This is a genomic window from Mesorhizobium sp. P2_D5, assembly GCF_056404355.1.
Genome location: NZ_JBFUEE010000002.1, coordinates 294,915 through 307,404, shown reverse-complemented (window position 1 = coordinate 307,404; position 12,490 = coordinate 294,915). Strand labels below are relative to the sequence as shown.

Sequence of the window (12,490 nt, the reverse complement as noted above, 5' to 3'; positions counted from 1 at the left end):
TAAAATGGGTTGGGTATCAAACTTTCAATTCAAGAGATGAGGGGCTTTGTTGGGCGCCGCTAAGCGGCTTTCGTTGGGGAAAGGGTGGGTATAAGTATGGGTTCAACAGTAGGACTGCACAACTACACTTCGACAAATCAATCGGGAGTTCCGTCTAGCGGAATAGAAAATGTCCACGAGCAGGCAGGCAAGCAATACCTTCTCATGCTGGACGGAAGGGCACTAGACCGCGAGTGTCTTGCATCGGCCCTTGAGGATCACGAACTCGGCATGGCGGTCGTCGCCATGGGTTCGATCGAAGAATGGCGCATGAAGAAGGGGGCAGCCCCTCCACTTGCAGCTATACTCTTCAACCTTGGCGGCCGGAAGGTCACCGATCATGGCATCGCCGACGAGATCAGGCATATTTCGTCCGAGTTCAAGTCGGTCCCCGTGGTCATCCTGGCTGACACCGAAGACCTTGGACAGATACTGACGGCTCTCGAATGCGGCGCACGCGGCTACATTCCGACCTCGGTCGGGATCGACGTCTGTGTCGAGGCGATCAACCTTGCGGCAGCGGGAGGCATCTTCGTCCCGGCGAGCAGTGTCCTTTCCATGCGGCACCTTATAGGTACAGGTAGCCGCGACACGCAGCCTTTGACGGGCATGTTCACGCTCAGGCAGGCAGAGGTTGCCCAGGCGCTTCGGCGCGGCAAGGCGAACAAGATCATCGCCTACGAGCTGAACCTGCGCGAAAGCACCGTGAAGGTCCACATCCGAAACATCATGAAGAAATTGAAGGCCAGCAACCGCACGGAAGTGGCCTACAAGGTCAATGATCTCTTCGCAGAGGGAGCTCTGGCCGAAGAGTGATTGCAAACAACAAGACGACCCGCCTTGGGTGAACCCTGGCGGGTCGTATTTGTACCGCACTACAGATTCATTCAATGACGGCCGATGGATTTCCGTTGCCTTGAATGGCGTCGGGAGCCGTCCGAGATATACGGTCGCGCTCCGACGCGGATGCCCCTAACTCCCGGCAGTGTGCCGGAGGTGGACATTTGCGGAGTGCTCCGAAACGCCTGCATCCCTAGCGATGATCTGGTTCCGTAGCACCCTGAAAAGCTGTTCCATTTGCTCGGTATCAGTCGGTGCCCGCCTGTGTATCCACCATAAGTGCTAACCGCTGACCTTATGGAGAACGCGAAATCCTGAGCCCAGCATGTAGACTTGCTGCCGGAATGGAGTGGTCGGCATGTCTGAGCAAAGCCTTCGTTTTCGCAAATCCGTCCGCCTGCAGGAACGCGGTCGTGAACTGATCCCGGGCGGTAGCCACACCTACGCAAAAGGCGAAGACCAGTATCCCGTCCTCGCGCCGGGCTTCATCGAGCGCGGTTTGGGATGCCATGTCTGGGACGTCGACGGGAACGAGTACATCGAATACGGCATGGGCAACCGTTCCGTCGGGCTGGGACACGCCTACCCGACCGTGGTCAGAGCCGTGGAGGCAGCCCTCCAAGGTGGATCCAATTTCACGCGGCCGGCCAGGATCGAGGTCGACTGCGCCGAGACGTTCCTGGAGCTCATCGGCGCGCAGATGGTGAAGTTCTGCAAGGACGGATCGGATGCGACTTCGGGAGCCGTTCGCCTTGCCCGCGCCTACACGGGTCGCGATCTCGTTGCCTGCTGCGCCGACCATCCCTTCTTTTCGACAGACGATTGGTTCATCGGGACCACACCGATGAACGCTGGAATTCCGGAGGCGGTCCGAAAGCTCACCGTCACTTTCCGGTACAACGACATCGCCAGCGTGAGGGATTTGTTCGACAGGCACCCCGGCAAGCTGGCCGCCCTGATCCTCGAGCCTTCCCGCGGCGACGATCCGGTGGACGGATTCCTGCATGAAGTCCAGCGTCTCTGCAGGGAAAAGGGCGCACTGCTCATTCTCGACGAGATGATCACCGGGTTCAGATGGCATGCGTCCGGGGCACAGAAGCTCTATGGCATAGAACCGGACTTGTCGACATTCGGCAAGGCGCTTGGCAATGGGTTTTCGGTCTCGGCCCTGGCCGGCAAACGCGAATACATGCGGCTCGGCGGCCTCGAGCATACGGACCGCCCAAGGGTGTTTCTGCTGTCGACCACGCATGGCGCCGAGACCCATGCGCTTGCGGCGGCGATCGCGACCATGCGGACTTACCAGAACGAGTCCGTGATTGAACACCTGCACCGTCAGGGGACGAAACTGAGGGCCGGGATCGCAGAGGCCGCCAGACGGCATGGGGTGGATGGCCACTTCAAGGTTGTCGGCCGTCCCTGCTGCCTGGCCTATGCCACGCTCGACCCTAACGGCAAGCCGTCACAGGCATACCGCTCGCTGTTCCTGCAGGAGACGATCAGGCGTGGCGTGCTCATGCCGTCTCTCGTCGTCAGCTACACCCATGACGACGCGGCCGTCATGAAGACGATAGAGGCCGTCGACGGCGCCCTGGCGGTCTATGCCCAGGCCCTGGAATCGGGAACGAGCCGTTTCTTGGTAGGCCGACCCACGCAGGTTGTCTTCCGCCGTTTTAACAATGGTGACGGCCGAGCTGAAATGACGGCTCCAGAGAGCCCTCCAGCCGCGAACAATCCGACCATGGGGCAATCTGAAGCCCGGCTCGCGGTAACATCCTGACGCCACGAAGGCGTTGCTTTCTCGTTCTCTTGGAGCAAGGACGGACCCTTATGCGGCAATCCCGCATTGTTTCCGCATGAGAGGATGGGAAAGGATCTCATTTCCGTTCGGGAAGCCGCAAGGTGCGGGCTGCAAGGCCTTTCAGGCGAGGTCGGTACAGGACACGGGCCGAAGCCATCGCTGGCTTGCATAGGCGCCTTGCTGTCGCGGAATCCGCCGATCAATCTACGGCAGGAACTGGCTCGGGGAAGGTGTATATCCCTACCCATTTAACGGCTTCCTCGATCGTATCGAAGTTCTTGTGCAGCCCGCTCAGCAGGCCGAAGCCTGTCTCTAGGAACCACTTGCCTTTTGTGCAGTAGGCTTCCTCGTCGATCTGGGTAAGGACGGCGACCAGTTGGTCGGATTTCCACACCAGAACCCCGGATTCTCCGCCCTCGACCGTTCCGATGCGAGCTTCGCTGAAAGAGTATCCCGGCGCAATGATTGCATTGCCCATTTTGATAAAAATCCCTTCAATTTCAAAATGGAAGGCAGAAAAAGACAGAAGGTAAGCCATAGGACCGATGGCCAGCTTCTGTTGTATTTTTAACCCAGTGGTAGCGATTTAAGTAACAGATCGTCCGGTCAGTTCAACCCCCTTTTCACCCGTTTCATTCGGTCATCCACCATTCTCTTCTCGGCGAAAATATATGTGAAAAGCCGCTAAAAAATCTTGACCTTTCGAAGCGTGAACGCCTCGGCGAAATGCTCGGGTGCCCGACATTCCATCCCGCGCAACCTGGCAAGGCCGGCGAATGTTTCGCGGTCGAACCAGTCCTTGGAGCGCTGCGTCCCGAAGTGCTCGTAAAGGAGTTCGATCTTGCGTTCGAGCACGTCGGCCGTAAGCGGCACGTAGGCATTGGGTTGGCAAAGATCACCGTCCCATTTCGGAATCTCGTATTCGAGCACCAGGTGGTCGCGGAAGACGTTCCAGGTAAGTTGGTTGACCTCCCGGTGGTCCTGATGGGCGTCGAACCTGGCGTGGGTCAGCACCACGTCGGGATGAACCCGCGATCTTAGATCCACCAGCCACTGCTTGATGGATCGACTATGGGTCGGAAAGTAGCTGTCTTCGAAATCGGCGACGTGGACCGTGGACGAGTGCGATCCCTGGAGAAAGGCCTCGGCCGAAGCCCTGGCTTCGGCAGACCGCTGGCCGCCGGCGCTCAGCACGCACCAATCGACATCCAGTTCGACCCCCGACGCGATCAGCCCGAGGATCGTACCTCCCGCACCGATCTCTATGTCGTCAGAATGGGCACCAAGGCAGAGGATCGAGAGTTTCTCCCCGCGACGTGCGAGGCCAAGTCCCCTCATGATGCGGCCATCACCATGCTGCGCCTGATTTTCTCCGCGGTGACCCTCCTGTTCCAGGGCATGTCCCCCTTTTCGACCATGTCTTCGAGCGATTGCCAATCACGCAGCGTGTCCATCGAACGCCAGAACCCGTCGTGCTTGTACGCCATCAGCATGTTGTCATCGATCAATCGCTTGAAAGGTTCGATAACGAGTTCCTCGCCGTCACGCATGTAGTCGAAGATTTCGGGACGGAATACGAAGTAGCCGCCATTGATCCAGATCTCGGACGTCTCCGTCGTGCGGAACTCGCGCACGCGACCGTCTTCAGCGATGTCGGCCAAATGGTATGTCAGCGGCGCCCGCACGGCGAGGAAGCAGGCGATCTTGCCGCTGGCCTCGAACTTCGCGATCACATCGTCGAGGTCTACATTGGTCAGGCCATCGGAGTAGTTGGCCAGAAACATCTTCTCGTTCTTGACGTGATCCTTCGCAGCCCAGAGGCGTTCTCCGATGTTGCGCCAGATGCCCGTATCGAGCAGGGTGATGCTCCAGTCCTTGACCGTGTCACCCAGCAGCTTCACGTCCTGGCCTCCGTGCGTAACCACGCAATCGGAAAAGGTCTGTGGCCGGGTGTTAAGGAAAAAATCCTTGATGACGTTGGCCTTGTAGCCCAGGCACAGCACGAATTCGTCATGCCCGTAATCGCTGTACCACTGCATGACGTGGCGCAGGATCGGCTGGTGGCCGAGCGGAATCATCGGCTTTGGTATGCTTTCGGAATAGTCGCGGATCCGGGTCCCGCGGCCGCCGCAGAAAAGGACGACTTTCATCTCCGTAACTCCGATAGATCGATCACTGTCACAAAAGGAATTGGCACCACGAATTTCGCGCCCCAGGCGGCGACGTGGTGCATCTGCTGAATGATCTCGTCCTTCAGGTTCCAGGGAAGGATCAGGATGTAGTCTGGCTTGGCCTCGTCGATCGCGTCGATGGGCTTGATCGGGATGTGCATACCCGGCGTGAAGCGGCCGTGCTTGTAAGGATTGCGGTCCACCGTGAAGTCGAGGAAGTCGGTGCCTATGGCGCAGTAGTTGAGCAGCGTGTTGCCCTTGCCAGGCGCGCCGTAACCGCAAATCGTCTTGCCCTCGTTTTTGACCGAAACCAGGAACGCCAGGAGATCGCGCTTCGCGCGCTGCGCCTTGTAGCCGAAAGAGGCGTAGGTCGTCATTTCCGTAAGCCCGTGCCTTTTTTCGCGCTCGAGGAGTTCGGCGACACTGTCATCCGTGGCCCGGCTGCTGCCCTCGTTGGCGAGATAAACACGCAACGATCCGCCATGGGTGGGCAGTTCCTCGACGTCGATCAACCGCAGCCCGTGGCGGGCCGCCATCAAGTCGATCGTCAGCAGTGAGAAATATGAAAAATGCTCGTGGTAGATGGTGTCGAACTGGTTCTCCATCATCAGCCGCTCGATGTGCGGGAACTCGAGAGTGACCACGCCCTCCGGTTTGAGCAGGATCTTTATTCCCGCGACGAAGTCGTTGAGGTCGGGCACCTGCGCCAGGACGTTGTTGCCGATGATCAGATCGGCGCGGAGTCCTTCGGCCACCATCTGAAGTGCCAGCCGCACCCCGAAGAAGTCGACCCGGGTGGGCACGCCCTTCTCGACCGCAGCGCGCGCAACGTTGGCCGCCGGCTCGATGCCAAGCACGGGAACGCCGAGCGGCAGGAAGTGCTGCAGCAGGTAGCCGTCATTGCTTGCGAGTTCTACCGCGAAGCTGTCGGCGCCAAGCCCAAGTCGCTTCGTGATCGCTTCGCAATAGGCTTTCGAGTGGGCCACCCAACTTGTCGAGAAGGAAGAGAAGTAGGCATATTCGTTGAAAATGGTCTCGGGGCTCACATACTCCTTGAGCTGCACCAGGTAGCAGCGCTCACAGACCAGGACATTGAGTGGATAATACAGTTCCATCTGGTCAAGCTGGTCGGCCTGCAGGAAGCTCTCGCAAGGTGGCGACATGCCCAGGTCGACCAGACTGTGGCGCAGGCGCGATCCGCACAGCCTGCAGCTGACATTGCGGCGTGCCGTGTTCTGGTCGCGAGCAATTTCGACAGCCTGAATATTCATTCCGTACCCCTCTGTCGCCCTGGTTTGAAAAAACGGAGACGCGGTGGCCTGACGATGAACCTGTGCCCGCCGCGCTCCGCAGGGAGTGCATCTTTTCAACGCAGGTTAGGACGGGGCGCCCCCCGAGTTCGATTTGCCAATCCGTTGGGTGCCTTAATCCTTATAGGGAAACGGCGGGGGCAATGACGGCGCAAGGACCTCCGAACGGGGTAATGCGGTCGGCCCGGCATACCGCGATCGGAGAAGCCACCTAAGGCTTAGGTAGCTCTTCCAGCCCAGGCAGGCGGTGCCGACAATCCGACCGCGGTGCTAGCCCGGCTAACTGAGCCCGGCTACTAGGGATTTGGGCAGACATGCGGTTTACCGAAACGGAGCTGAAGGGTGTCTGGCTGATCGAGCCGACACCGGTGGTTGACGATCGCGGTTCCTTCACCCGCACATTCTGTGAAAAGGAGATGGCCGATTGCGGGCTGGCGACGCGCTTTGTCCAACACAGCCGCGCACATTCGGTCAAAAAAGGAACACTGCGGGGGCTGCATTTCCAGGACGACCCGTACGCCGAGGTGAAGCTCGTCTCCTGTGTCCGCGGCGCGATTTTCGATGTCGTGGTGGATCTGCGCCCGAACTCGCCGACACGGTACAATTGGCTGGGCTTCGAGCTGACGCCCCAGAACATGAGGCAGGTCTACATCCCTGCCGGCTTCGCTCACGGGCTGCAGACCCTTACGGACGATGCCGAGGTCTCGTATCTCATATCGCAATTCTATACGCCCCATGCGTCGACGGGCGTGCGCTACAACGACCCTGTCTTTTCGATAGCCTGGCCTTTGATGCCGACGGCGATGTCGGAAAGGGATAAGACGTGGCCGTTGCTCAAGCAGAGAACGGCCGCTGGTGCCTTATGAAGCCGCGGCCAGCAGACCGTGATCCGACAGCAATCTCGCGGCGGCGGCCAGTTCCCTGAACGGCAGACCCGAGCGCTCCGCCATCGCGAGAAGCGAATGCTGGCCGTCGGCGAGATTGAGCACCCAAAGCAGAGACATCGAGGTTGCTCCCGAAGACGCCTGCCCGCCCAGGGCGGCGTAGAGGCCGCGCCTGCCGAGTTGTGGTTCGCCCTTGGAACAGAGGTTCAACGGCGTCCAGTCCCCTTCGACGATGTCGATCACGTCCGTCAGGATACGGAAGGAATCCTCCAGGTACTCCGGCTTGATGAAGTCGAGATTGTCAGCCGAGGTGTGGTATTCGGGGAAGGTGCCGTGGACGCTCCGCTGGAACATGCCGACCGGAAGATTGAAGCCCGGCGAACAATATTGCCTCTCGTCATAGCCGTAGGGTGAGAAATCCATCAACTTTGCTCCGGCTTCACGCCCCAGCACGTGAGCCATGGCACGATCGATGACGGCATCGACACGACGGCTGCGTTTGTATGCAGGGCGTCCCGCGTCCCCCACGCATGACAGCACCAGGCCGTGGTCGATGAGATGTGTCCGGCCCTCGTTGCGAGACAGCCACGCGATCGACCCGATCGTGCCTGGAGCGAACAGGAAGCGGTAGCTGTATCGTGTCTTTCTTGCCTTCATGCTTTTCGCAAGGGTTGCCAGCAGGGCCAGGCCCGAACAGTTGTCGTTGGCCAATGAGGGATGGCAGATGTGCGCCGAAAGAAGGAATTCCCGGTCGGTCTGCCCCCGGTGCAGGTATTCGCCGTAAGTGAGGCTGCCGTCCTTAAGCTCGGCATCGATCTCCACCCGGTAGAGACCGTCGGGCATTTTGGCGACACGGTCGTAGGCGACGCAGAAGCCCCATGTCGGGGCGTAGTAGGAGGCGCGGTAGGGGATCACTCCCGGCTGGTCGGGCAGCGTGTGAATATGCGACATCAACTCGTTGAGCGGCAGGATCCCCTTGAAGGGTACGCTGTAGTTGACGACGTGCAGGTTGGAGTCGGCAAAATCCACGACCGTTTGCCCGTCCGGGCCAATGATGCTGGCCGAGCGGACGTTCCATTCCTTTGGAACAGTCCAGTCGAACACCTGCGTGCCGGTGGGCACCTCATGCCGTTCCAGGTCGACGTGCCCCGACAGGATATCCAGCGTCTCCCGCACACCGTCCCCGGTGATGCTCCTGCAAATCGGAAACAGACGTTCGGCCAAGGCATAGATTTCCTGGCCGAGGTCGGTGGGAGACGGCGGCGCGCCGAGTCCCTCGGGGGTTATGTGTTCCATTCCGGTTAGCTTGCCGCTGCCTCCAGCTTTCGCGAGGGTTCAGTGACCCGCATCCGGTCATCCAGAAGCCGGTTGGCCAGAAGATACCTGATGTGGCCGATACGCTGGAAGCGCGGTCCTTCGAATTCCTCGAGAGTGACATTGGACTTGCCGTAGGCCTGGTAAAGTTGCTCGGCGCCCTTGCGCGCATCCCACTGCGGCTTGAAGGCAGGAAGGGAGCGCGCGATCTTGCCGAAGTCGACGCGGTAGGACCGCTTATCGGGTCCAGCATCCGACGCGAATTCAAGCCGGCAGCCCGGCACGACTTTGGCTACAATCTCGGCTATGTCGCGGATCCTGTAATTGTGGTCCGTTTGTCCCACATTGAAGGCCTCGTTATGGACGACCTCGCGCGGCGCTTCCAGTCCGGCGATGAACGCCCTGGAAATGTCCTCGATGTGGACGATCGGCCGCCACGGTGTCCCGTCCGACTTCAGGAGGATCACGCCTTTGGTGACGGCCCAGGCGACCAGATTGTTCAGCACGATGTCGAAGCGGAGCCGGGGTGACACGCCGTAGGCGGTGGCGGGCCGGAAATAGGTCGGAGAGAAGCTGCTGTCGGCCAATTCCGAGATATCCCGCTCCGAAAGCACCTTGGACCAGCCGTAGGGCGTGACCGGGTTCAACTCGCCCGTTTCATCGACCATCCCCTCGCCCGCCTGGCCGTAATTGCTGCACGAGGAGGCGAAGAGGAAGCGCGACACGCCGGCCTCCTTGGCCGCCTTCGCGAAACGAACGCTGCCCTTGTGGTTGATCTCGTAGGTGATGTCCGGATCGAGGTCGGACAGCGGGTCGTTGGAAAGAGCCGCCAGGTGGATGACGGCATCGACCCCTTCGAGGTCGCGCGCTTGCACGTCCCTGACGTCCTTTTGGATGGACGGAACGGAAGCCTGCTCTCCGCCCGAAGCAAAGGTGCAGCGCCGGTAGAGATCGCTGTCGTAGCCCGTGACCGAATGCCCCGCGCGGAGCAGCATAGGCACCATCACCGAGCCGATATAGCCTTGATGGCCCGTTACCATGACTTTCATCGCACACCTTTCCCCAACGGATATGATCGCGCAGAGGCTACTTTGGCTGAAAACAGTGAGGGAGAACGCCAATAGGCGATCAGGATGGCCCGTTGGACGAAGCCTCGCCGCCCGCTACCTCTTTCGGGTGGTGCGCGGCTAATCCTTTCGGCGATCGGCGTGAGCCGGATCCACACCCCAGTTGGCGAACGCCGCTGCCTCGCCTTGCTGTCTTGGGCGCACACCTGGCCTTCGCTGACTGCGCGCAGCTTGTGCATGGCGTTGGCCTTGCTCCATAGGACCTAAGGCGTGAGTTCCAGAATCCAGTCCGGGTAGCCGCGGCTGTTGAGCTCTGGCGGCTTGAAAGTTGTGCGCTCCGCCTTGAAAGGGGAACCTTCGACATCCGTCAATTCCCCGCTGGTGGGATCGCGCCAGCGGGCGTGGACGATAGTCTCCGAAAGCTGCGCGAGGTCGACGGTGACGGCCTCGTTGCTGGGCATGTAGACGACGGCGTAGGAGCCGTCCTTGGCCATCGCAGCGACCGCCCTCCCCATGTCCTTGCCCATGCCATCGACAAGAAATCTGTTCTTGCTGTCGGGTTCCAGCAGCCACCATTTTATCGACGAGATGAAGGCTATAAGCACCTCCATGCTCTTTGCGCCGGGACTGTCGAGGGCCTCCTTCCACTCCATGGTCTGCTGATGGAGGCCGGGCCCGTCGAAATGCCAGATCGGGTTGTTGCCATAGAGATGCCCGAATGCGCCCGAGAGGATCGCCTGGTAAGCCTGGACGCGGATCCGGTACTCGTCGGCATCGTATTCGAATTCGTAGGCAGTCTCGATCAGGAAGAAAGGCATACCCCTGGCGAGATCGTACTCCCTGATCGCTGTCGTATAGACCGGGCCATAGGTAAAGACGTTGTTCACCTTCAGCCAGGTTTCCGGGCCCCAGAAATCTAGCGGCGCCGTATCGGAATGGCCGTGGAAAGTGCTGAGAGCATCGGGGTCCTCGTCCATGATGCCTTTGGCGAGAGCCCTGACCAGATCTTTGTCCGCAGGATTGTAGTCGCCGCCGTTGACCCACATGATGTTGTCGAAGCGTCGGTAGCGACGTCCAACAAAATGGCCATAGGCCGCAAGCTCCCCTGCCCCTGCAGCCGCCATTTCCTGATACCAACCGTCACCGCCACCGCCATATCCGAGATATGCCGGAGCGAGCAGCACCAGGAAACCAAGATCGCAAGCCCTCTGCAGGATGCGATCGGCATGGGCGAAATATGCCTCGTTGGGAACAACGAAATCTTGGTTGTCGGCGAATGGTCTGTCGCCATACGCGTCTGCAGGCGCGTTGCGGGAAAATCGGTGCTCGATGAGGTTGACCAGAACGGTGTTGAACCCGCGAGCCCTGCGGTCCTCAAGGTAGAGGTAAGCGTCCTCGTCCGTCAGGTCGCCGATCAGCGACCAGGGCGAGTCTCCGTGCATGAAGAACGGATGGCCTTCCCTGTCGACCGGGTAGTTTTTTCCGGATTCGATCCGCAGAGGGAACTTTGTCCCGCCAGAACGCTCACAGGCCAAGCTTCCGGTCGCCATAGCCGCCAAAAGGGCGCTGGCCATCAGAACAGATGCGAGGCGCACTGCCTTGACGCTCCTCTTGCTCACCCGGGGGGCGGCGCTGCGGACACGTCGCGGGTGGCAGCGTGTTGGGATCTGAATTCCGATGAATCGATGATGCCGAAGGCCAGGTCCTCTCGCGTCATGGTCCCCGCGCGCAGCTGCCGGGAATAGGTTTCTATCCCGTAATCGTCAGCGGGACGGTTGAGAAACAGCATGTAAAGGAAACCGATGTAGGCGCGGTCCGTAAGGCCGATCGTAGCATAGCTGGTCTGGAACTCGTCCGAGCGCATGAGTTCCACGGCCATTCCACCGATCGTCCTGTCCCCGCTTTCAAGAGCAGCCGACCACTGATCCACGCTTTGGGTGTCGCCCTCACGCCCCAGCACGAGGCAGTAGGCGAGGCTCGCCTGCCTCACATATACGGACTTGTTCGCGGCCGTCGCCTCTGGGTCGCACTCCCGATGCGGCTTGGGCAGCGGCTGCGGGCCGCGGGTGAAGTCACGCACCGTCTTGTAGGCGGGCTTCGGTTCGCCGACCCTCCATTTGCCCTCGGATGCAGCGGTGAGCCTCACCAGCCCCATATTGGCTTCGAAGCCGGGGGCCCAGTAGGTCTCATCGAACAGTTCGTAGATTTGCGCGGCCTCGACCTTGTACTTCTCGTTGAGCTCGCGAAGCCGCGTCATTGTCTGCTTGATACCATCGGCCTGCTGCCGCTCGCCGCGCTGACTTCCATTGGCACTGTTGAATTCGGTGACCCAGATCGGCTTGCCGTATGCCGAGATTTCGCGGAAAGCCCATTCCGGGTCCTCGCCATACATGTGCCAGACCGAGATGTCCCAGGCGATCCCGTCCTGCTTCATCCGCGCGAAAGCGCCGGTGTGACCCCATCCGGCGGTGCCAATCGCCTTCCTGATGCCCGGATCGACCTCTGTCATGCCGTCGGACAGACCTTTGAGGACGGCGCTCACCTTCACCCAGCGCGGGCCGTAGTAATCGAGCGCTCCGGTTCCTCCTGCAGGTCCCCATTCACATGGATATTGCGAGCCGTCGTCGCGTTTCTCGCAGGGCTTGATGATGGCGTAGTTCTCCATCTCGTTGCCAAGTTCCCAAACGCGGATATCGCTCTTGAACCTGGTGCCAAGGGCGATCGCCAGTTTCCGGGTCTTCCCGTAGAGCTCTTCGGGGCTATCCTTGTCCAGGTCGATGCCCGCGGGGGTGATCAAAGGCAGGATCTCGATCCCTCTGGTCTTTCCGGCGTCGACAAGGGCGGCAAGCGTATCAGCGTTGTCTTCGCTGGTTATGTTGACCCTGTATGATTTCAGGCCGAGATTCTTGACGAAGTCGAGCTGCAACTCAACCGGGATGCCCGGATAGGCGGTTATCGGATGGCCGTTGACGCCCCAGAGGACATCTGCGGAAGCAGGCGCAACGGTCACCAGCAGGCAGGCCGCAGCGGTTGCGAAACGAAAGGACATGGCAACAGCCTCCGC

11 protein-coding genes are annotated in these 12,490 nt (G+C 60.1%); 3 read left to right on the top strand and 8 right to left on the bottom strand.

What is annotated here, in order from left to right; translation table 11 throughout:
- Positions 1-96: 96 nt before the first annotated feature.
- Together AC1DYW_RS08280 and AC1DYW_RS08275 are read left to right on the top strand one after the other, a co-directional pair.
- A complete protein-coding gene (locus tag AC1DYW_RS08280; protein WP_477225795.1) occupies positions 97-855 on the top strand; it encodes a LuxR C-terminal-related transcriptional regulator in 759 nt (252 codons plus the stop codon).
- A gap of 382 nt (positions 856-1,237) precedes the next feature.
- Positions 1,238-2,659 carry a glutamate-1-semialdehyde 2,1-aminomutase gene (locus AC1DYW_RS08275; RefSeq protein ID WP_477225794.1) on the top strand — a complete coding sequence of 474 codons (1,422 nt, stop codon included), beginning with the start codon at positions 1,238-1,240 and terminating at the stop codon, positions 2,657-2,659.
- 220 nt (positions 2,660-2,879) lie between these two features.
- Here AC1DYW_RS08275 and AC1DYW_RS08270 read toward each other — a convergent pair whose 3' ends face one another.
- The 4 genes from AC1DYW_RS08270 to AC1DYW_RS08255 all read right to left on the bottom strand — a co-directional run bounded on the left by AC1DYW_RS08270 (position 2,880) and on the right by AC1DYW_RS08255 (position 6,122).
- The gene (locus AC1DYW_RS08270) at positions 2,880-3,218 is read right to left on the bottom strand and encodes a hypothetical protein (RefSeq protein WP_477225793.1); all 339 of its coding nucleotides are present in this window, start codon (positions 3,216-3,218) and stop codon (positions 2,880-2,882) included.
- 146 nt (positions 3,219-3,364) lie between these two features.
- Positions 3,365-4,018 (bottom strand): PIG-L deacetylase family protein, encoded by a 654-nt coding sequence (locus tag AC1DYW_RS08265; protein WP_477225792.1) that lies wholly within the window; start codon positions 4,016-4,018, stop codon positions 3,365-3,367.
- Entirely contained in the window at positions 4,015-4,830 is an 816-nt protein-coding gene (locus AC1DYW_RS08260; RefSeq protein ID WP_095080663.1) for a sugar phosphate nucleotidyltransferase, read from the bottom strand. The genes AC1DYW_RS08265 and AC1DYW_RS08260 overlap by 4 nt, the downstream gene beginning before the upstream one ends.
- On the bottom strand, positions 4,827-6,122 hold the full coding sequence (locus AC1DYW_RS08255; RefSeq protein WP_477225791.1) for a methyltransferase domain-containing protein: 1,296 nt from the start codon (positions 6,120-6,122) through the stop codon (positions 4,827-4,829). Before AC1DYW_RS08255 ends, AC1DYW_RS08260 begins: the two co-directional genes overlap by 4 nt.
- A gap of 353 nt (positions 6,123-6,475) precedes the next feature.
- On the opposite strand from AC1DYW_RS08255, the gene rfbC reads away from it, so the two are divergent.
- Positions 6,476-7,027 carry a dTDP-4-dehydrorhamnose 3,5-epimerase gene (rfbC, locus tag AC1DYW_RS08250; protein WP_477225790.1) on the top strand — a complete coding sequence of 184 codons (552 nt, stop codon included), beginning with the start codon at positions 6,476-6,478 and terminating at the stop codon, positions 7,025-7,027.
- Here rfbC and AC1DYW_RS08245 read toward each other — a convergent pair.
- The 4 genes from AC1DYW_RS08245 to AC1DYW_RS08230 form a co-directional block, all read right to left on the bottom strand.
- Positions 7,022-8,341, bottom strand: a complete 1,320-nt coding sequence (locus tag AC1DYW_RS08245) for a DUF4910 domain-containing protein (protein WP_477225789.1) — start codon at positions 8,339-8,341, stop codon at positions 7,022-7,024. The two genes, rfbC and AC1DYW_RS08245, sit on opposite strands and share 6 nt — an antisense overlap.
- A 5-nt stretch (positions 8,342-8,346) precedes the next feature.
- On the bottom strand, positions 8,347-9,408 hold the full coding sequence (locus AC1DYW_RS08240) for an NAD-dependent epimerase/dehydratase family protein (RefSeq protein ID WP_477225788.1): 1,062 nt from the start codon (positions 9,406-9,408) through the stop codon (positions 8,347-8,349).
- A gap of 281 nt (positions 9,409-9,689) precedes the next feature.
- Entirely contained in the window at positions 9,690-10,976 is a 1,287-nt protein-coding gene (locus AC1DYW_RS08235; protein ID WP_477226413.1) for a glycoside hydrolase family 140 protein, read from the bottom strand.
- 65 nt (positions 10,977-11,041) lie between these two features.
- A complete protein-coding gene (locus AC1DYW_RS08230) occupies positions 11,042-12,436 on the bottom strand; it encodes a DUF4214 domain-containing protein (protein ID WP_477225787.1) in 1,395 nt (464 codons plus the stop codon).
- Positions 12,437-12,490 lie beyond the last annotated feature (54 nt).